Annotated in this window: 16 protein-coding genes; 7 read left to right on the top strand and 9 right to left on the bottom strand. The window is 36.4% G+C overall.

Translation table 11 applies throughout. The features are described from left to right. Nucleotides 1–602: 602 nt before the first annotated feature. Complete coding sequence (locus tag RRY75_RS06840; RefSeq protein WP_332491573.1) at nt 603–1409, bottom strand: MerR family transcriptional regulator; 807 nt, start codon at nt 1407–1409, stop codon at nt 603–605. 103 nt (nt 1410–1512) lie between these two features. Here RRY75_RS06840 and RRY75_RS06835 point away from each other — a divergent pair, with 103 nt between their 5' ends. After that, nucleotides 1513–2256 carry a YitT family protein gene (locus RRY75_RS06835; RefSeq protein WP_332491575.1) on the top strand — a complete coding sequence of 248 codons (744 nt, stop codon included), beginning with the start codon at nt 1513–1515 and terminating at the stop codon, nt 2254–2256. A gap of 130 nt (nt 2257–2386) precedes the next feature. Here the strand turns inward: RRY75_RS06835 and RRY75_RS06830 are convergent, their stop codons facing one another. Continuing rightward, on the bottom strand, nt 2387–3883 hold the full coding sequence (locus tag RRY75_RS06830; protein ID WP_332491576.1) for a methyltransferase domain-containing protein: 1497 nt from the start codon (nt 3881–3883) through the stop codon (nt 2387–2389). Nucleotides 3884–4009: 126 nt separating this feature from the next. Beyond that, entirely contained in the window at nt 4010–5170 is a 1161-nt protein-coding gene (locus tag RRY75_RS06825; protein ID WP_332491578.1) for an AI-2E family transporter, read from the bottom strand. A 215-nt stretch (nt 5171–5385) separates the two neighbouring features. Between RRY75_RS06825 and RRY75_RS06820 the strand changes: the two genes are divergently transcribed. Next, nucleotides 5386–5955 (top strand): hypothetical protein, encoded by a 570-nt coding sequence (locus tag RRY75_RS06820; protein ID WP_332716081.1) that lies wholly within the window; start codon nt 5386–5388, stop codon nt 5953–5955. A gap of 58 nt (nt 5956–6013) precedes the next feature. Here the strand turns inward: RRY75_RS06820 and RRY75_RS06815 are convergent, their stop codons facing one another. Continuing rightward, nucleotides 6014–6655, bottom strand: coding sequence for a hypothetical protein (locus tag RRY75_RS06815; protein WP_332491581.1), 642 nt, complete (start codon nt 6653–6655; stop codon nt 6014–6016). Between the two features lie 172 nt (nt 6656–6827). On the opposite strand from RRY75_RS06815, the gene RRY75_RS06810 reads away from it, so the two are divergent. The 3 genes from RRY75_RS06810 to RRY75_RS06800 all read left to right on the top strand — a co-directional run bounded on the left by RRY75_RS06810 (nt 6828) and on the right by RRY75_RS06800 (nt 8591). Next, entirely contained in the window at nt 6828–7760 is a 933-nt protein-coding gene (locus tag RRY75_RS06810; protein ID WP_332527930.1) for a hypothetical protein, read from the top strand. An 85-nt stretch (nt 7761–7845) separates the two neighbouring features. Next, the gene (locus RRY75_RS06805) at nt 7846–8202 is read left to right on the top strand and encodes a hypothetical protein (RefSeq protein WP_332491585.1); all 357 of its coding nucleotides are present in this window, start codon (nt 7846–7848) and stop codon (nt 8200–8202) included. 92 nt (nt 8203–8294) lie between these two features. Continuing rightward, the gene (locus tag RRY75_RS06800) at nt 8295–8591 is read left to right on the top strand and encodes a hypothetical protein (RefSeq protein ID WP_332527931.1); all 297 of its coding nucleotides are present in this window, start codon (nt 8295–8297) and stop codon (nt 8589–8591) included. A 62-nt stretch (nt 8592–8653) separates the two neighbouring features. Here the strand turns inward: RRY75_RS06800 and RRY75_RS06795 are convergent, their stop codons facing one another. Then, entirely contained in the window at nt 8654–9967 is a 1314-nt protein-coding gene (locus RRY75_RS06795; RefSeq protein ID WP_332491588.1) for a glycosyltransferase, read from the bottom strand. Nucleotides 9968–10100: 133 nt separating this feature from the next. On the opposite strand from RRY75_RS06795, the gene RRY75_RS06790 reads away from it, so the two are divergent. Next, the gene (locus RRY75_RS06790; RefSeq protein WP_332491590.1) at nt 10101–11402 is read left to right on the top strand and encodes a hypothetical protein; all 1302 of its coding nucleotides are present in this window, start codon (nt 10101–10103) and stop codon (nt 11400–11402) included. Here the strand turns inward: RRY75_RS06790 and RRY75_RS06785 are convergent. Continuing rightward, nucleotides 11391–14351 (bottom strand): SdrD B-like domain-containing protein, encoded by a 2961-nt coding sequence (locus RRY75_RS06785; RefSeq protein ID WP_332716076.1) that lies wholly within the window; start codon nt 14349–14351, stop codon nt 11391–11393. The two genes, RRY75_RS06790 and RRY75_RS06785, sit on opposite strands and share 12 nt — an antisense overlap. A 252-nt stretch (nt 14352–14603) precedes the next feature. Next, nucleotides 14604–16484 (bottom strand): beta strand repeat-containing protein, encoded by a 1881-nt coding sequence (locus RRY75_RS06780; RefSeq protein ID WP_332527447.1) that lies wholly within the window; start codon nt 16482–16484, stop codon nt 14604–14606. 162 nt (nt 16485–16646) lie between these two features. Here RRY75_RS06780 and RRY75_RS06775 point away from each other — a divergent pair, with 162 nt between their 5' ends. Next, entirely contained in the window at nt 16647–18119 is a 1473-nt protein-coding gene (locus tag RRY75_RS06775; RefSeq protein ID WP_332527448.1) for a glycosyltransferase family 2 protein, read from the top strand. Between the two features lie 111 nt (nt 18120–18230). Here the strand turns inward: RRY75_RS06775 and RRY75_RS06770 are convergent, their stop codons facing one another. Together RRY75_RS06770 and RRY75_RS06765 are read right to left on the bottom strand one after the other, a co-directional pair. Further along, entirely contained in the window at nt 18231–19421 is a 1191-nt protein-coding gene (locus tag RRY75_RS06770; RefSeq protein ID WP_332527449.1) for an MFS transporter, read from the bottom strand. A gap of 108 nt (nt 19422–19529) precedes the next feature. After that, nucleotides 19530–22223, bottom strand: coding sequence for an alpha-mannosidase (locus RRY75_RS06765; protein ID WP_332491598.1), 2694 nt, complete (start codon nt 22221–22223; stop codon nt 19530–19532). Between the last annotated feature and the right edge of the window lie 235 nt (nt 22224–22458).

Genomic DNA, 22458 nt, shown 5'->3' with positions numbered 1-22458 from the left:
GCCATCAATAGTAGCACTTCTATTTGCATCATATACAACTCTTCCTGATATAGTTGGCATTATTAAATCTCCTTTCTAACACGTTGTTTTCCTATTTCTCCTTAACTCTAGTTCTTTTGTTTCCTTACATCATGCTCTCATTATGTCTGTTGTATAGCCTATTTCACTCCTTTTGATAACTATTTGAATTTTACTTTCCTTTTGTTTTTAATTTTTATGTTCCTCCTTCTTATTTTACGGCATTTCCTTGCCTTATATATTTTATGCTTTATTCGCGTAATTTGTACTTTATTTTCTCTTCCTTTTACCTTCAGTTCTTTTGTTTCCTTACATCACGCTCTCATTATGTCTATTGCATAACCTTCCTTTGTCGCTTCTTCACAAATTTCCAAAGGCATATAGACTTCACCTTTATATATTTATGCTTAACTGCCTAAGAAATTGCCAATCAAAAAATTTATTCAAAAAAATTCTAGTTATCTTGTTCATGAACTGAACATTTTGTAACTAGACTACCTAATAATTGATGAATTGTATGAACACCTTAACATTGTAGTATTAATAAGGTGCATTGTATAAGTGAAGAACCTTTCGCACTATCATTATTCTACTAAAATTTGGATTTCCGTTAGAAACTCTTCTTCTTTTCCTGTTTCATGTATATCTATTTGATAGATTTCTATAGGTTCTCCTATAATATGATGCTTGTTGTTCCGTATATATGCTTGAATATTTTGTAAACAAACTTGATTATTTTTGTATTTTCCTTCATATTGGCATGTCACATAGGTGCCTTCTTGCAAAGTAAAATTGAAAATAGTTGCATCTGCTGGTAGCAAACAAAATACAGATTGAAAAAAATTATATCTCCCTAGTTTGACCTGCTCATAATCATAAACAGCCCCTATATTTTGATTGCCTAGTATATGAAATTGGTCTTCATACTGCTTTTGAAGCTTTTGAATTAAGTAATCTACCTCTTCATCTCTTGTAATATTCGCATCTAAGACGAGGGCCTTTCGCTCAGGTATATATTTCATTTGTATCTCATTAGGTTCTGCTCTTTCTACAGCTTCTTCTATACCTTTTAAGCGTTCTATAATATTTTGCTTATGGGCTAAAAGCTCTGTGATCTTTTGATCAATCAGCACCACTTCTGTATTTAAAATCTCTTGTGTTAAAGCTAAATCCCTATCATCTAAATAACTTTTTATCCTTTTCATAGAAAAGTCTAAACTTTTTAGTTCCTTTATGAGATTTAAACGCCATATATCTTCAAGACTATAAAATCTATAGCCATTTTCACCTCTTGTCGGTCTCAAAATTCCAAGTTCCTCATAGTACATCAGCGAATCTTTTCCAATGCCATAAATCTTAGAAATTTCACCTATTTTATAGTAAGATTTCATTTTATCAATCCTTTTTATTTATACTCTTATAATTTTTTTCACAAAACCTTTGACTCTAGTATTATGCCATAGTTTATACTATTGATAAAGGAGCTGAACATTTATGTATACTCGACTGAAACACATACCATTTAAATCCATTGGCTTAGTTTTAGCTGGTGCCACTATTTTATCTTTTGGGACCTTCAACTTTAACTATCAAAATAACATTACTGAAGGTGGAGTCTTAGGTCTTTTATTACTTTTCAAAAACTTGTTTGACATTTCTCCATCTCTTACTAATATTATTCTAGACTTTTCTCTATTCCTTTTAGGCGCTCGCTTTTTTGGCAAAAGGTTTTTGATTTACTCACTCTTTTCTACGATTACTTTTTCAACAACTTATCGTATATGGGAGTCTATAGGTCCTATTGCACCTGACTTATCTGAGCATATGCTTACCGCAAGTTTACTCGCTGGTCTTTTTGTAGGGGTTGGCGTTGGCCTCGTTGTCTTGGGTGGTGGTGCCTCTGGTGGGGATGATGTCATCGCCTTACTAGGTTCTAAATTTACACCCTTAAAATTGAACTGGGTCTATATGATTACAGACTTTACTGTCCTTATCCTTTCCCTTTCTTACTTACGCTTTGAGCAAATCTTCTGGTCACTTATTGCGGTCACTGTAAGTGGCAAGGTCATTAGCCTTATACATGCAAAAGGTGAATCCGCCTCTTGCTCTAATCAGGATGTGGAACAAACTACAAACGAAGCAAAAGAATTTGCTATAGCTGATACAGATGTACAGCAAGCTGAAGCTCTATATACACAACCTCAGACCATTCAAGTATTTGAAGAATATGAAGGCTAGGCAAACTCCTATCTTTTCATTTTCTTACAAAAGAAGGAGACTCTTGCACTTTTGCATGGAGTCTCCTTCTTTTTGCTTGTTTATTTTACTTATTATTTGTGACACATCTTTACTATACAATATTTTTATATCAGCATTCTTCATTTACGCCAATGATAAAAACATAGCTGCCTTCTTTATAAGAAATCATCACTTCTTTTTCTAATCTATACGCTAAGCGATTACTTGCTATGCCTCTGTCTACTAACGCTTTATCACGAGAGTAGAGAATCATCCTTGCGTTTGCTTCCATAAGGGTATGTGCCTTGCGGAAGAAACGTGCATAAAGCTCCTCAATGTCTCCCTCAGTCTTACGCCCTATAGTTGTTGGCATATTCGTGATGATTTCATCAAATAAGTATTTGTGACTAAAGTCAAAGAAATCTCTGTTAATAAGATAAATATCTGTATTGGATCTATTAGCATTTTCAATGGCGTAATCTATGGCTTCCCCATAAATGTCAACACCATACATCACTTTTGCTTTTTTAATGGTGTGCCTTTCAATAAGCATCGTCCCTGCACCGCAAAATGGATCTAACACCTGTGCCTCTTCCTTAAGATAAGGTTTAGCAAGCTCTACTACGAGTGCTGCTGTACTTGGTGCAATACTCACTGCTAATGCTTTTTTTCTATAACTAAAGCGGTTGTCTTCTATAGTGAATAGTTTAAGGAGCACATTGAACTGTCCTTCTTTGTTCTCAATGAGACGAATTTCAAACTCATAGCTCGAAGTCGCATTAATGAGTTGTCGGTTAGAAAGGCGTTCTAACTCACTTGCTAACTTTTTAGTAAAAGTACTACGTTTATCAAGTGCCATCTTACTCTTTACTTCAATTCTAAAGTAAAAAGGCGGATAACCTTTATGTCGTGTCAGTAAGAAATCTAAAAGTCCCCCTACATAGAGACTTTTGGCCGCTTCTAAAGGTTCCATAGAAACAGTTCCTACTTCTGGTAGTCTAAAAAGCAAATCCGAATAGGTACGCATACGCAAAATTTCTTTTAAATCATTGGTGCGTACCATGACACCTGCTCCAAATGCCTTCGCTTTTCCTTTTTCAATTTGGTTAAGGGTAACCTCTTGATGGTCACGATTAGTCAGTAAAATCATATCAGATAAGATATTATAGCCATTAAACTCATGTTTGTCTGGCTCTTCTAACTTCAGCGTAAGCTGTGTTAATAATCGCAACTCCTCATCAATATGCTTACGGTTGTTCTCCTCAACAGGCTCACTGCTGAGTGACAGTAAGCGCTTCTTTAAAACTTCTTGTAGGTCACTACAGTCAAAGTGGCTTAAAGCACTTAAATAGTCGCTTTTTACAAAAAGTTTTTCTTCATTTTCATAAGCTTGTAACAATAAAGGCTTGAAGTCTTCTACTTTTAATTCTCCCATAATAAGAGCTATATTTTTACGCACCTTAGCATCTTCATGTACAAGTAGTGCTTCTAAAGTATCAAAGTCTCCATCTATTTCATATAGAAACGCACGTTTATTGTTCCCATCCTTAATAAGCTGGCGTAATTCAATCAAACTTTTTCTTACATCCTGATTTTTTAAAATGTTATTATATAGTCTATTAATCATGTATTCTCCTAACGTTTTGTAGGCCTACTCTTTATTTAACCTACTCTTCAAACTTATATTCTGCCCTTCACTCTAACATTATTCATCCTTCTACACAACCCTTTTAAATAAGAAACCTCTAGGATTCTATTTAATATAGGCACTTGTTTCAGTAGCTTTTTCTTTCTGACGCAATTTATTTTCTGCATAGACTTTTAAAAGTTTAAAGACTACTGAAAGGGTTGGCACACCTAACAACACACCTATAAATCCGAATAATCCACCACCTACCATAATAGCAAAGAGCACCCAAAATCCTGATACACCAATAGAATCTCCGATAATTTTAGGGACCAAAATATTCCCATCAATTTGCTGTAGAATGAAAATCATAACGATGAACCAAAAGGCTTGTACAGGTCCACCTGTCATTAAGATAATAAAAATCCCCGGTACTGCCCCGATGAAGGGGCCAATATAAGGAATAACATTGGTACAGGTTACAATGACACTAATCAACAGTACAAACTCAAATTTGCAGATACTCATCATAATAAAGCAAAGCATCCCAACAATTAAAGCATCTGTCATCTGTCCTACAAAGTAGCGTCCAAAGGTATCATCAAAAATGTTCATCACTTCACTGGTCCGATCAATGATTTTATTAGGAAGTATGGCATGCATCAGTTTCTTAATCTGTGCAAAGAAGTTTTCCTTATCTACTAAACAATAAATAGACACGACAACCCCTAAGAATGTATTCAGAACACCACTTGTGAGCTTTAATGATAACTCAACCATTAAAGGAATCATCTTTCCTGTAACTTGCATAATAAGCCCTGACAAATCTCCTACAAAGTCTGAAATAATTTGATAGACACTGCCTTCAACACCATTTTGTATCAAAAGTGTATTTAAAGAGGTCTCTAAGGTTTTAAAGAATTCTGGGCTCTTGTGATATAAAAGGTTTAAGCTAGAAATAATTTGCGGTAACACAAAGGAAACTAAGGCCATAAGCACAAACAATACAATTAAGTATAAAAGAATAACGCCTATTATTCTTATAATCCCCTTACCCATTTTCTTTCTAAAGATAAACTTATCTAAATTTTTTTCAATCCATTTTAAGGGACGCCAAAGCAAATAGGCCATAGCAATCCCTAATAAAAATGGATTCAAAATGCCTATTACTGTATTCCACATCTTTATAACATATTCAAAGTTTAAAATAACAAAGTAAAAACTAATAGAAGTTAAGGTGATAGTCAAATAGGTGAATACTTTATTTTTATCCATATTAACGTGCACGCTGCTTCCCACTTTCTCCTTAGTATTTATACATTTATTAGTATACCATGTTTGTAAAAGTGGTAAAACAATTAAATAAATTTACCACTTCATTAAATGCTGCAAATAGGTTAAAATAGTTTTAGCTAGTATATATTCGGGTATTTCTTGCATAGAATGCTAGTAATAAAGCTTATCTATACTTTAGCTTTAAAAAAATATTTGGAGGGATCTTTATGGAATCAGAGGATTCAGATAGTGAGACTGATACTGATAAGTTGATTAGATTAAGTGAGAAAGTGTATTCTTGGAGTCCAGATAAGGAGGAGCTTTCTATTGTAATCACTTATGACAATCAACGTGTTGGTTATCTGAATGCGGTAATTATGGATGTGGGCTCTTTAAAATCAGGTGGTTTTAGAGATGATAAACTCGAGTGCCAGGACAAAGAAATCGAAGAAGAACTCTTAACCTTTTACAAAAGTTTAAGTGCAGATTTAGAAACCCGTGTGGTTTTCTATATTACAGACTTCTTCTTAGAGAAACAATATCGTAGCATGGGGATTGGAGGTGACATCTTAAACCTTCTTCCTGAATGGTTAAATTCCCATTTCCCAGAGGTCAATGATTTATACCTTTTTCCGTATCCTCTTGAAAAAAGTAATGGAAAAGTAGAATGTGTTAAAAACGTAGACGAGAAAAAATTATTGGAGATGAGAACCAAACTCATACGTTTCTATTTGAGCCATGGGTTGAAAAAAACACGCACACAATTTTTATATAGAACCATTAGGCCCGTTGCCTAAATATAAAAGTAGGTTACCTCAAAAAAGGCAACCTACTTTTATATTTTAAGTACCCTACTCACTTTCTATCATCCCATCTGTCATAACGAAGTCCATTGCTACTACTCCTATCCCTTCCTTCCGTACAGCCTTTTTCATAATAGTTATTATTTCTACAAGTAGGTTCTACATAGTGATTTCCATATCTATTCTGATCATACGCTTTGTTATTTGTTCCTAAAGAACCGTCTCTACTGTTATCTTCATAAAAGTTTCTCCCGTTACATCTATTTCTAATAAAATTTTGGTAGCATTCTTCGGTGCATGTACTACAAGATTCACAGCACTTGCATCCCTTACATATCCTATTTTCATCCCACTTACATGTACAGCCTTTTTCTGAACAGCTACTCGTTCGCTGAGAATAAGGCTCCATGCTCCGCTTAACATCCATAATAATATTCAGTTTATTGAGTAACAACCACTCTTTCATAATGACACTCTGCATCATACTTTGTGAGCTCTTGCATGCATCCTGTACTTGGCAAAAACCAATACATGTTTCACTGTACTGTCTCATGACTTCTTGTAATTTCTCACCTTCTGCATTCACAATATGGGAAAGTGCCATTTCTTCAAGTGCAACAGATTCTAAAAGATCTATCATCGTTTCATCAAAATCAGGTCTATTTTTACCCTCTGGTATTTGAGGCATTCCCATATAACTCACTCCCATATGGAAAATTTTACTTATTAATAAAGTATGTATTTATCCCTTCTTATGTGACTTAGTTTTTATAAAAGTTTATGTTTCTTTTATCAAAGAGCTTTCATATATTATAAGTGACTGAATTTACTTATGTTTTATTTTTACAAAGAAAGGAGTTCTATACATGGGAAAAATTAGTAATTTTTTTAATAAACGTAATTCAAAAACGATTACAGAACCTGCTCCTACAGAAAAGCCTTCAGATCCTATTCTGTTTCACCCCCCACTTTATACCCTTGCTACAACACTTATTAGCATTCCCTTAACTCATGAAACAGGCGAACGTCTAAATAAATTAGCTTATAATTCACAACTTACCTCTACTCAACTCTCTCCTATTGCAATAGAATTAGAAAACTACATTGCTTCTTATCAAGTAGCTACATCAAAGTTGAAAGATTCAAAGGTTTTACTTTCTGAACATATTGTTTTATGCACACAACTACTCAACACAACCTTTGATGAGGTACCACCTACTCTTGAGTCATTCAAGGATACTCCTGCTATAGACACTATGAAACAACAAGTTTTATTTTTATCTACTTGTCAAAAACTATTACCAGAATTTTTTTCAGAAGACTCTCCGTCCCCCCTTCAAGACCTTTTTAAACAGTATACACTTTTAGTCTCTAAAACCAACTCCATCCTAGCTACCTTAGATCAATTTTCTCCTATTAGTGAGCAACTTCGTGCAGATATTCTTTCTTTTACAGAATCTGTCAATAAAATGCAATCCAACAAATCGCTATCAGTAGATTGGAATGGTCAAAAGGCTCATTTTTTGAAACTTAGAGAAGACTTAGAAAAAAGGAGAAATGCTTATATCAACGATGAAACAATCATCAACAATACCCTTGCTGAATTATATCAAACCTTTATCGCCCTCCATACCCATTTTAAGTCACTTGTACCTAATGTACTAGCAAGCCTTACCGAACTCCATGACCATACACAATCCGACCCCAATATTGCAAATCAACAGGCACAAATTAATCAAGTCATTGTCAAGCTTCTCTCTATTCAAACCCAAATTTCTGATTACATGCATAATCTATAATCCAATTCTATGCATTTTGTCACTTTTATTTTTTTTAAAACATATCATATCTTGGAAGTAAAAATATTTAGGAGGAATTTACCTTATGTCAATGCCAAACATTCCCAATCTGAATCCACAAGTTGGCGTAACCCGTGACGACGCCGTCAACATCATCCTTTCTTCTATCGGTATGGAAGAACTCAGTCTTGCTCACATTGTCAATGCTGAAGCTGAAAAAATTCAATTTGCTCTTGGCACATTAGAAACAGCTCATGGTGCTGCTTCTATGGAACAAATCTTAGCAGTTAACAAATCTTCTGGGAAAATGCTTCGTGATGTTATCAAAAACCAAATGCTTCTTGGTATGAAGATGGAAGACACCTTAGAGCTTGCCTTAAGCATTACAACTACTAGCACTACAACTACAACTACTACTACAACAACTACTACTACTATATAATATTTTTGTTAAAATGATTTAGTCTCTTGCCCAATGCCTATATTTTTATAGGTGTTCACGCCCTTAAACCCCAAAAAGGAGGAACACATTTTATGTCAATGCCAAACATTCCAGACATTAATCCCCAAGTTGGCATAACCCGTGACGATGCTGTAAATATTATCCTTTCTTCTATCGGTATGGAAGAACTTAGTCTTGCTCATATCGTCAATGCTGAAGCTGAAAAAATTCAATTTGTCCTTGGTACATTAGAAACAGCTCATGGTGTAGCTGCATCTATGGACCAAATCTTAGCAGTTAATAAATCTTCTGGAAAAATGCTTCGTGACGTTATCAAAAACCAAATGCTTCTTAGCATGAAACTGGAAGATACTATCGACTTAGTTTAATGATTTACCTATTAAATTATAAAAAAAGAGACTGTGCATGCCAGTCTCTTTTTAGATGTTTGTTATTTCCTTTTCTCTCCTAGATGTACCCCCTCTACGAGTAATGGGTATAATTGATGATACCAAATCCATTGATTATTATATTTTTGTCTTATTAGAGTCTGAGCTTTCAAAACCTTATCCTGTTCAATACATTTAAGAATTTCTTTAGCATGCTTTCCATAATAGGTTGGTTCTGAAATACGATAATTTTCCTTTTGTGTTGCCCCCTCCACTCTGGCATCCCACTTCATAAAATAGGCACCTAGCCGTCTACCTATTTCTTTTAAAGCAGGCACATTTTCGTTAAGAATTAAAAAATTTCCTGCTTGAGCAGCTTCCCCTACTGTTAGACCAAAAGACTCTGACAATGACGGACAAATATATATATTAGAAAGTTTAAAAAGCTCCAATACTGCCTTTCTTTCTATTCCCTTCTCATAGCCCTCCTCTGAAGTAAAAATAACTTCATCTGACTCTAATCCATATTGCTCAGCAACCTCCTTCACAAATGCCCTATAAGCAAATGCCTGTTTCCTCTCACCCACTACAAAATCACAAAACACCAGTTTAACGCTAAGCCCTCCTACCGCTTTTAGGGCGCCTACTACAGCTGCTACTTTGTCTAGCTTCTTCCCCTGTGTTAATCTGGCAGGATAAACAATCAACAAATCAGGTGATAACAAATCATATTTTTCATGTAGGCTCCGCACAACGTCACTCATCTCTTCCACTTGTCTATAGCTATGATACACAACTCGACACTCACCTTCTGCAATACTGTATTGGTGACTTAATCCACTTATTCCAGCTAAACTTGGAAACACAAACAGTGTATGCGCCATAGGCATAAAGCGTCCCTTCATTGTATCTGGCAACTCCGGTGGGGGCGTGCAAGGAAAAGAGTGTACCCAAGATAAAAAACCTATGTGAGGCAATTTCTCCTGTGCACTTCTTAGTGCACAGTTATGCATATAGTGCATCCCCTGATATAAAATGTCATGCAAAATACAAACTTCTACATCTTGAAGTACCTCTACATAGGCTTGGCTCGTCATCTCTACTTCCTTTTTGAATCCCTCATGTAATGGCAAAGTAGTATCACTATAGTCATGCCATACAATCTCCTTGCCATCTATTGTATTAGGAATCCTAACCCATTCCAATCGCTCATCTAAAAAACTCCCAAACCGCTCTTCATCCCTACAAGATTCACTTACTAAAATCCTCACCTGACAGTTATGGGTAAGTAACATCTGAATTTGATTTTCCACAATATGCACAAGTGAATAAGAACTTTTAAGTGTTTTAAACATAGTTAGTAATGCTACAATCATTGGATTTCTCCTTCTATCCTTATACATTCTCTTCTATAAACATATGCCCAAATGTTTTTCTTCATCCCACTAATGTTTTCCCATTTTCTATCATATAGTATAAAGACGCTTGAATGTTAAATGAGGTTATCCTATGAAAGTTGCTTTATTAACGATGTTTAATGGTTTAAATCCTACCTACTCTCTTGTAACAGTTGTAGCTGAACAGCTAGAGATGCTTCTTGAACACCAAATTTCAGTCAAATTACTCGTTAGCGAAAATTGTCTAAATGCCCCTCGATTTGGTGTGTACTTAGACCCTCGTATAGAATGGGTGCCTATTGTTAACCATATAGATGATGCACCTATCATTTGGCATGACTATTCGACTACAACGCTCCCCCTTCATGACTCTTTCTCCCAGGAAGCATCTGTCATTGCCCAAGACTTTGTTCGTGCCTTACTCGATGTAGATCTTTGTATTCTACATGATATTCTTTATCAAGGTTGGCATTACATCCATAATATTGCCCTTCGTCTTGCTGAACCTAAGTTACCCCATCTACGTTTTATTGCCTTTACACACTCACTGCCTATTGTTCCTCCTGCTGAGTTAGCTACTTGTATGAAGGGACGCTTCATGCCTATGCCACGTACACTATTTGCCTACCCTACTTACTCTGGTCTCCCTCTTTTAGCTCAGCAGTATAATCTACCTGAAGCCTATTGCCGTGTCGTGTATAATAGCCTATCTCCTTTGTCTTTCTTATGTTCTGAAGTGCAACAACTTCATCTAGCTGTTCCTTTACTCGATGCTGACTTCCTTATTGTATATCCTGGCCGTTTGACACCTAGTAAGCAGTTTGAAAAAGTAGCTGCATTAGCTGGCAGTATTCATAAGGTCACAGGGCAAAGTGTTACCATCATTTTTTGCGATTTTAATAGTTTAGACATTGATCCTTTAACTTACAAATCACAAATTATTGAATCTGGCATCACCTGTGGACTCCCTGAGTCCTCTATTCACTTTACTTCTGATTGTGGCTTTCCTGACGGATTCCCCCGCCAAGGTGTGCTAGATTTATTTACCCTCTCTAATCTCTTTATCTGTCCTTCCTTTTCTGAGTCTTTTGGTCTGACTGTCTTAGAAGCTGCTAGCCGGGGAAACTTTCTTATCTTAAATGAAAATGTCCCCGCTCTGTATGAGCTCGGGACAAAATTGCATGCTTATTTTATGCGTTGGCACGCTAGAGGATTAGAACATGATTTATTTGAGCAGTATACCCCTTGTGAAAGTCATTACTATGAAGCACATATCCCCTTTATCTTAGAAGCCTTTAAACAAGATACTGCACTTTATGCAAAAACTCAAGTTCGCCTTCACTATCAACCTGAATGGATTTGGCATCATCAGTTAAAACCACTCCTACAGAGTGCCCTTCGTCTAGACAAATAAAGATATACTCTCTTCTAATTTCATACTTAGAAGCAGCTGATTATATAATACATTTTTCATTATTTTATGGGCTTCATTGTTAATAAGCAATGCGACGTCTACTCTTTCTTCCATGTTTCTTTCGATAATACCTGCGTAAATCAGAGTATCTCTTGGTGTTAGGTCATTTATCCTAATGAGTGGGCTCAAGCCCGTCTTAGGGTCCACTTTACTACCATTTTGAGCCTGTGGTTGCATTAGAGTAAATCTATATTCAGGCTCATTTATAATAAAGCGTACATAATAGTTACCATATGGTAAATTATTAAATAGATAATAGCCATCGACACCTGATGCACTAGGTGTCGTAAAAGTCGCTTGGATTGAACGCCCTTCTTCATTATATAAGACAACGGGGATATCATTTACTCCCGCTTCTCCCAAAACATGCATACCATCTCTATTCGTGTCTATCCATACAAGTCCACCTATCTGTCCTACTCCTGGAGGAAGATTAACAACTTCTACCCCTACTTTTTCAGGCTCAACCGCCAATAAATATTGTCTACTACCATTAAAATCTTTGTAGCTTACTCTAGCTGCAAAAGAGTTCCAAGCAATCTTTTCAGGCAGAACACCTACAGGAGTTATTCCTTGTACTTTCACTGTTAATGTTTGATTAGGTTTCAAAATTATATTACCTGTAGACACCTTAAAAGCGGCTAAATCAGTGGCAACTGGGGGTAATTGCGTTGTCCAGTCATCTACCGTTCCGATCATTTTAAATGCCTTATCAAAACGTGCTGGGTCATAGCTTTTTGAGTATTCCACCAAAATTACTGGCTCTATTTGGCCTATATCTAGTGGTGCAATCGTTGCTGCAATCTCATTAATATTATAAAAAACAAATTCACTTAACCTTGCTTCTTCTACTTCTATAACGCCTGTATCTCCTATATGAGGGAGTATATCTACCACTTCTACTGATAGTAAATCTGTATTCCCTATGTTGCTAATAGTAAGTAAGTATTCTATCAACCCACCTTCTGCTGTGTGACCAACTAAGGGTTCTTCCACATAAACGGTGTCCAAGGCCCCTTTCACCTTTTTATCTGAAGCTGTACCTGCAAAGAAAAGAATTTCATTAGATACACTTGCACTTTGAGCATAAAGTTGATTATTATTGCCCGTCTGAGCAATGTCATTGCGATCTCTATAAATATCTACACCTGAAGGAATAATCCCTGTATTGGAGACATTATTAAGTAAAAAATTAACCGTTAGCAAGCCTATGGCACCTATCTTCACTTTTACATCTAGCTCAATTGTAATCATGAATTTCTGACTAAAATCAAAGCTATACCTACCACTATAGGTAAATTTGACTAAGGTTAGTCCTGTGTTTTTAAAATTAGGAATGACTGTTACAGGAGGTGTCCTAGGTGTATTTTTATTTGGAAAATAATCTGCATATGACACTGTTGTATTTCCCACATATTCTAATGTTGCAGGCAATAATAGTGCAATAATAGGATTGTTTAATCGTGACCTTCTACAATTTACTTGCATTCTATAGCGCACAATCCGACCAGGTATAAGGGATGTATTAGGTGACACTTGGCTAAATTCTGGCTGTAGTACACAAAAATCATTTACTATAGTCGTCTGATTACTCACTCTAGACTGTGTTCCACCTGCTGTCACCCAACTCAAGTAAAAATGATTGAATATACTTGTTCCTACAGCTACATCTGATTTTACAACACCATTGATTTGGGGTGGTATTTGTTGCCTAACACCTATCCCTAACGCTGCCAACTGCCAACTAAGTGTTTCAATTGCATCTCCTGATGTAATAAAGGTATTGATCCTAACTGTGTTATTGATCTCTGTGCTATAGGGCCCAAGTATACCACTTAAACCCTTTAAGGTTGTATACGCTATCGTATACTGCCCATTAATGTGACAGTCAATAATCCCATAATAGAAAGTACCTGTTTGGAACTGGTTATACTCTACTTCCGTAGGTAATTCATCTATAATATTTACATTTATCAAGGGTTGATTGCCATCATTAACAAGATAAAGTTCGTAACTTATTGGCTGATTTGGCATTGAGTAGTCTGGTCCATACTTACTGATAGTTACTGTATAGATAGGTGCTGCTAATGTTATTTTATGTGTATCTGATAGTTGCTCTATCTCATGAGCTGTCCAATTAATTATAGTGACTAACTCTGTGCCTACTAGTAACGTAGGACTTAATAATACACGGTACATCACCTGATAATTTGTTCCTCTGTATCTTGGAATAGTAAAAGTCAATTGATTATTGACTATAACACCTTCTATCCCATCTGCACTTGTATCTTGAAAAGGTGCCGATGAAACATCCTTCCCCTTGACAGGAAAAGTATCATCTAGTGTTAATCCTGTTGGCATAGGGCAAGTAATTACAACATTTTCTACTTCGCCACCCTTATCTCCCAAATTAACAAGCTCAAATCTGTAATAAATTTGTCCACCTGGTGCGGGGGCTACCGTAGGCAAAAGTATGACACTCTCCACCTCAAACTGTGGCTGTACATTTAAAGTGACTGCACTTACGTTAGCTATTAAATATAAGCTATTATTAATCCATAGCTCTGGTGCACTGCTATATATTGCACCACTTAATGTACTTAACTTAAACTGGCACCCCATTGATAACCTTGCAGCTATACCTAAGTCTACAATCGCACCAAAGTCAAAGATAACTTTTGTCCCACCTTCTACCGCCTCCTGTAGTACACCTTTGACAGGCGCTTGTACATCATCTAGCGTATATTGAATTGTATTTGGTACAAACACTTTTATCTTAGCAGATTGTATATTCCCCTGTATCCCATTAAAACTTACATTTAAAGTATACACAAAAACTTGCTCATAATTCACTTGCATGCGATCTACCTGCGTTATGAATGTTGCCACCCTTTATCTCCTCCTAGTACTCCCTTTAATAGCAAACTTTTCTATTACTCCTACTCTATTATATAAATCTAGATCCTATTATGTTCTCACTCATCTTTTAAATCTATAGATTTTCTCCATCAGTCCTTACCCTATAGATTGTCAGCGTTTTGAAGTGATTGTAAATATGAGAATTTTTAATGGGTAATAAAAACCAGCTATGAATAGCAATCATTCATAGCTGGTTTTTTTTGCTTGACAACAAGCAACTATTTAAGCATTGCAGGCTACAATTTCACATTCAGAATAGATATTAACATCTCCACTTACATCGTTAACAACTAAAATACCATTACCTGCAGAAGTAATTGTACCTGTTAAGACTTCCGCTACTGGTGATACTACATCAATAGTTTTTGTTCCAATGTTTTGAACAACTCTTGCAGATGTTGTACTTAATGTCGCACCTGTCACAGCTGTGGCTGTTGTATTATTTAAACCTGCTGTTCCAACAACTGTAGCAGTAGCTGTACTTACAAAAGTACTGATCGTTTCTGGAGTCACACCTGCAAGCGTTGTTGCAGATGCTGTAGTTTGTGTAATACCATTTACAACTGAGACTGTGGTTGGTGCAGCAATATTATTAATACTTGCTGTACTACTACTTGCTACTACATGAGTCCCAATAGCTGTAGAGGTAACACCTGTGATACCTGTTGTGGTTGCTGGCGTAACGCTATTTACTACTGTTCCTGTTGTGCTAGTAACAGCTAAGACACCTGTCGTGGTTGCTGCTCCGACTGTTGCAATACCTACTCCCGTACTTGGGGTAACACTAGTTACTGCTGTAATCGTTATAGGTGTGCCAAGACCTGTAAATACATTATTTGCCAAAACAGGTGTTGTTCCACCACTTAAGAGCGTTGCTGCATTTGGAAGTACCTTAACGGCAACAGGTGTAGCAAGACTAATAGTCGCTCCCCCTACTGTTACGTTTAATATAACCTGATTCGCATTTCCAAATGTATTTGGTGGAACAACTACTTGTAAAACACCCGTTCCTGCAGTGCTTAAAACTGGAATGGTTGCTGTTGTTGGCGTAACTATAGAAACATTCGTTAAACCAGAAATGACACCATTTACAGTAGATGGTGCAGGATAACTTGATACAGCAGTAGCTGTTGCTGATGCTACATTGGTTACTACTGTGCCTGTTGTTGATACCACACCTCTTACTATTTCACCAGTTGTTGGTGTTACACTTGTAATGCCTGTTGCTGTTGCAGCAGTCACACTTGTTACTACTGTTCCTGTTGTACTTGTAACACTTGTTACTAAAGTTGCAGGTGCTGTTACCAACGTAGATACAACTGTTGTTGGTGTTACAGAAAGAGGTCCACTTACTGTAGTAGTAGAAGGTGTTACACCTTGAACAACCGTAATAGGCTTTGTACTAACACCTGTGATCACTGATACATTGCTTGTTGCTACATTGGTTACAACTTGTTGAGGCGTAGATAATAAAGTAGTCCCTGTCACAAACTTATTTGTTGTTGTTGTAAGCACGGCGTCTGAAATAACTTGAGTGGTATGAATATCACCAATTCCTGTTAAAGTACCTAAATGCTCTTGTGAACCATTGTAACTAATTTCATTGATCGTTTGACCTTTATTAATTGCAGACTGAATGCCTCTTGTACAAGCTATACTGCCATCAGCATGCTCATCAAAATCTGCTTGACAAGTTGTGGTTGTAACATCCAATAAATGATAATTAAGAATTTTTTTAAACTCTAAATTATTTAATGTACTGGTTTGTATATTGATTTTAGAAATATCACATAAAGATAGTGTCAAGTTACCTGCTGTTAATACGCCACATTTCACTTGTGGAGGATTTGGAATGCCTGTGGCAAACAAAACATTATATTCCTGTCCTGTTCCCATTATAATGTGTACATTAACACCAAAACCTGGAATGCTTATCTGACTAATGCTTTTTTGTAAAGCGATGAGAGCTTCATAAATGCCTGTAGTACCACAGCAACATTGAACTTGTTTTGGCTGTGGTTTTGGTCTATCACAATCGCAGTTACAATCACAATATCCCAAATCTTGGTTGCGATTATTATTGTATCTATTTGTGTAGCTCATAAAAACACCTCTTTTATTATAAAATAACTATCCCTATATAATATGTAAAAATGCTTTCAATGTGAATAAGATTTAATGTGTTAGTAAGGTTCTAACAAGTTAATTAAGCTTTCATCATACTATAATAGAGATAGAATTTATTCATAAGCTAGGAGGTCTTAAATGTATACGTTAAGCGCATGTTTAATTGCCAAAAATGAAGAAAACCTCATTGCAAATTGCTTAGAAAGCATTAAAGACATCGTTCAAGAAATCATTGTCGTAGATACAGGTTCTACTGACAGGACCTTGGAAATCGCTCGTTCTTATGGTGCAAAAGTGACACAAATAGAATGGGAAAATGATTTTTCCAAAGCCCGTAACTTATCTTTAGAACTAGCTACTCAGGATTGGATTTTAGTGCTAGACTGTGACGAAACGCTCTCTAAAGAAGATGGAAAAAAACTTAAAAATTTATTTAGCCAACAGATTCCTTATGAAGGCTTTCATATTCACCTTAATAACTACATCGGTGGTCGCACCATCTCCTCAGTTCTTGTGTTACGACTCTTTAAAAACAGAAAAGCCTTTCGTTTCAAAGGAAAAATACATGAACAAGTCGGTCCTACTATTGTTGCTTTATACGGTATAGAAAGTGTACCCTATATTGATTTGGCTATTAATCACTACGGGTACGACCCCACCTACAGCTCACAGTCCCTTAAAAGCGACCGTAACTTAAACTTGCTCCTTCAATATACCCCTGAACAAAAAGATGGCTACTACTATTATGTCCTTGGCAACGAATATGTACGTATAAGTGATTATGCTGAAGCCATCCACTGTTACTTATCTAGTTTAGACTTATGCAAAAAGGCTCACGAGAAACCCGTTTATCTCTCCTACACCGTTATGCACTTAGGCCTTGTATATTATGAATTGAAGTATTATAGCAAACTCATAGCGCTCTGCACCGATTATGAACCCCTACTTCCTAACTTCAAAGATCTTTATTTACTTAAGTCTCTTGGGTACAAAGATATGGGGCAATACGCCCATTCCTTGGACTATTTAAAACGCTATAAAGTTTGTCCTACGACAGAATGCTCTTACCCTTCCAATCAACTCTCCTATGTAGATTCAGATGAACTTCTTAACATTTTAGAAGCCAACCAAGTACAACCCACACTCTATACCGCATTCTTAGTCTCACAAAACACACCTAGTTTACTAGAATCTATTCGAAATATGTCTGGTATTTCTTATAAAATCTTTGCCTTTCTACCTATTGACCAAGCCGCTGAGCTTAATGACTTAGCTCATCAAATGACTTACTTAGGCGTCACTATTTTATGGGCAGATAGTCTTCAAAACACAAATCTCTTTACAGAACTCTACGAAGAAGTAAAAAATAGCTGGCTTGTCATTTTAAATGATAACGAAATACTTCCCTATCCTGTTGTTAAACAGATGGAAGGCTTTCTAGATCAGCCTCTTTATACCCACTACACCTTCAATCTTTATAACTTAGCTACCGCTACTTCTACTACAGGTCTACGTCTTATTCATGTCCTCTCCTGTGACACGCTCATCAACGTTCCCCCCGAAGTCGGCTCAAGTTATATTACTCTGTATCAAAACTATGTACCTTCTTAAAGTAGCATTTCTTAGTATGTGGTGTTTATTATTGGCAGTAGCTACGCTAAAAAAAAGAGCTGTCGCATCAATTCGCGAACAGCCCTTTTTTATGAATACGCTATGATAGAACTATTTTAGCTCATCAGGTACAGCAATATTTTTAAGCGCTAAGATCCCTACAACAAGTAATACAGGGAATATGATTGCGACAAGAAGGCCTGCCTTTAATCCTAGCCCCGCACGATCTGAGACAACACCTGCAATCCAAGGTCCCATTGCTGCTCCAATATCTCCAAACACTGCTAGAATACCAAACATAACGGTTCCACCTCTTGGATAGGTAGCTGAAGTCAAACTAAACGTTCCAGGCCACATCAAACTAACGGATAATCCACAAACTGCACATCCCAAAAGTGATACTAATGGATGCGTTGCAAAAATAGTCAGCGCATAACATACAATACACAAAATTCCACTTCCTAATAATGCACGATTTAAGTTGATTTTATGTCCCCATATACCATAAACCATACGACCTATTCCCATTAGAACAGCAAACAAGCAAGGTCCAAGTAAATCTCCTATTACCTTTGGTACTTGTAGTCCTTGCTCTGCAAAAAGAGATGACCATTGAGACATGGTTAACTCTGATGCACCTGCTGCTAACATCAGTAATAGTGCTATAACAAATCCACGTGTAGAAAGTAAGGCTCTAGTACTCATTGTTTCTACCTCTGCATGGGGCTCTACAATTGGCACTTTCAAGAATCTAGTTAAATTATAAAGAGGAATACTCGCCCACATAATTGGAAGTACAAACCACATATCCCCTCCCATCAGTTTAAGTAAAAATGTGGTAATAAGTACAACGCCCACTTGTCCCCAACAGTAAAAGGAATGAAGCAAGCTCATGGCAGATGCCTTCTCTTCTCCAGGCAAAAATTCTACAATAGGACTAATGAGCACCTCAATAATACCCCCTCCAATAGCATAGATCACAACAGCTATTGTAAGTCCTATATAAGGTTTTGACATGATCTGTGGTAATATACCTAGACTCATAAGTCCTAGTGCACAACAAATATGTGCTATAACTGTAGCTTTTCTATAACCTATACGTTCTACATATTTTACAGTTAATAAATCTACTATAATTTGTGTGCCAAAATTGATTAAAATAAGACGCCCTAACATTTCTAAAGAAATATTGTATTGATCTTGAAAAATAATGAAAAGTATTGGGGCTAAGTTATTAACGATGGCTTGGGTGATGTATCCCATATAACACGCTCTCATCGTATGTTTGTATGTATACTTCATTTGCACTCCTTTATATTCTATCTTTTTAGTATCATTCATCTTCATAAAAATAAAGCCTGATGAAAATATTTCTTCAGGCTTTATTTTGAGCTTCACTTATCTATTTAACTATTTTTCAAGACCAAGTGTCATGATTTGATATGGTTTTACTGTTACTGTGTGAGCAGCTACACCTTGATTTTCTTCAAGTAAGTTACTCATGAATACGTTCATATCTGTTTCTAATGTAAGGTTTGCTTCTTGATCTGATACAGAGTACCAACGCGTCATTACATGACCTTCATTGTTTAATTTAAGAGATGAGTAAATTACACCTGGTGCAGCTGTTGGTACCATGATTGGTGTGTAATCTTTGACTTCACCTTCTTGCATAGTTGTTTGCATTGCTGCAAATGGAATTTGGAATTGGTAAGCATGGATGTATGAAGCGTATGCATCATCTCCAGCACCATGAGGAATGATTTCAAATTCTACTTCTTGGTGACCTAAGCATTGTGCTTCTGGTGTTGGAAATACTCCCCAGTCTCCAAGTTCGCGTGTACCTCTATGAATTGTTAAGGCGATAGTATTTTGTCCATCACGAAGGAGTTCATATTCGTTAAGACCTTTGTTAGCTACTGTTAGACCAACGTTTTCATCATGTACGTTGATGAAAATTTGTTGATGTTGTGCATTACATGGATTTCTCCACTCTTTTGAAGGCACTGTATCACGTTTTGCAACTTCGAAGATAGAATCTGCGTAGTGGTATGGTGTCTCAATGTTTGTTGTAAAGAGTGCACGTACTCTATGGTCAAGAGCTTCGTTGTTAAAGCTTGTTTTAACTTTAATACCTTTTCCAAGTCTTTCCAATGTGTATACTGTTGTGATTTCCATTGGAATAGTTTCTGTTACTCTTTGTGCTTTTCTTCCATTGAACCAAACTAACTCTCTCATTTCTTTAGCAAGTTGTTCGTCACCTGATTTTGGAATGTGGATTGTCACTTTTGTTTCAATCTCTGCTACGTGAGGAAGATTTTTCACTACACGAATCTCAGCTTTTGCATCTTTTGATGTAATTGCTTTTTCGCCAAGTGGCATGAAGTAGATATATTCGTTACCCATATCACCATGGTCTTCGTAAATACATTGTTCTTCAAATACTTTCCCTGTTGCTTTATGTGTAACTGTAATAGAACCGTTATCTTCTACTTTTGCACTTAAACAATCATTTTCTAAGATACGGCCCTCGCGTACAAGGTTGCCTTCAGCTACTTCTTTTGTTTCTGTTGGTACAAGTGCAAGTTTTTTGATACCGAAAGCTTCAAGTGTATCTACTTCTACAGTGACTTTAAGCTCTTGACACATATATGGTTGTCTAAATTTATCTTTTGGAAGGTCGTAACCAAAGTGTAGGCCTAGCGCCTCGATTTGACCATTTACAGTGTTCCCATTTTCATCTACAATTTTGTAAGCTGGTACAACCGCATCATTTGCATCATCAATTGCACCTTGTACATAACCTGGTCCAAAGTATTTTTTAGCCACTTCTAACTTAAGTTCTAGTAAACCAGTTTTAGTGTGACCTGTTGGGTTCACTACGAAGAATGGTTCTGCTTCTTCACTGATATTTTTGAACTTCATTGTATCAAGTTTAGCTTTGATGTAGCTCATTGCTTCATCAATAATGTGAAGCGCAACTTGCTCTGCCTTTTCGAAACGAGATACCATCTCTCTGTGCACCTCATCTACGCTACACCCACAGATACTATCATGTGGATGGTTTTGCATAAGGACTTTCCAACCATATGTGAACATGTGGTGAGGGTATTCCATACCCATTTTATGTGCAAGTGTTGCGACAGGCTCTGCTACTTTTTCAAAGAGTGTTTGGCACTTAGCATTCATTTGTTTTAAGTAAATACGTGCTGAAGCCGTATTTGCAAGTGTACACCATCCATCTGTTTGTTGGCTTCTAAGCTCACCGTGGATCGTTACTAAATTGTCTGGAAGCTCTTCTTTAATGGCTTCAATATACTCTGGGAAGTTAGAGTGAATAAATTCTACGTCGTTGAAGAATTCACCTGCATTGTGTAAGGCTTCACTTAAATCTGTTTGAACTGGTTGATGGTCACATCCATTCATGAATAACATGTGATCTGTTGATGCAAAGTGTGCTGCACCTTCAAGCTTTTGGTTCCAGTACTCTACAAGCTTTTCTTTATCTGTTGGCGCTTCCATACCATTACAATACCAGTTAGCAAAAAGTACACCCAGTACTTTTGATCCATCTGGACTTTCCCAGTACATTTCTGAGTATGGAGATTCAAATGCTTCTCCACTTACTTCATTATTAAAGCCTGTTGGTTTAACCCCACGACCAAATACAGCTGTTTCGATACCTGCTTGTTGAAGCATTTGAGGTGCTTGACCCATGTTACCAAATGAATCTGGGAAGTAACCTACTTTACATATATCACCATACATAGCAGCATCTTGATGACCTACTTGAAGGTTACGTACGTTGGCTTCACTACTTGTAAGCCATTCGTCTTGAAGGATATACCAAGGCCCAATGTGGATACGACCTGTTTGAATCATTTTTGTCAGAAGCTCTCTTTTTTCTGGTCTTACTTGAAGATAGTCTTCTAAGATGATTGTTTGCCCATCTAAATGGAAACTTTTATATTCAGGATCTTTTTCTAATGTATCAAGTAAAGTATCCATAAACTCAATTAAGAGCATGTGATGTTTTTCATAAGGTAAATACCATTCGCGATCCCAATGTGTATGTGAAATAACATGTGCTTTTTTCTTAGCCATTTTCTTTATCCTCCTAGAATGTGGTGGTTTGAGTATAAACGTAACGCTTTTGCTTATAAGTAGATTTTAAAGGATGTATACGGTATAATCAATCTCACCTCCTCAAAAAAATCACAAACTTGGTATACTTGATATAGACCCCTTCCTTGCATAGAGGCATAATTACTACTATAATAAAAAGAAAACTATGTAAATGGAAGCTATATAGATACAAAAGTAAACTATTATAGCGTAT

This window comes from Niameybacter sp., from assembly GCF_036655075.1.
In the GTDB taxonomy this organism is placed as follows: Bacteria; Bacillota; Clostridia; order Lachnospirales; family Cellulosilyticaceae; genus Holtiella.
This window is presented reverse-complemented; position numbering and strand designations above follow the sequence as displayed.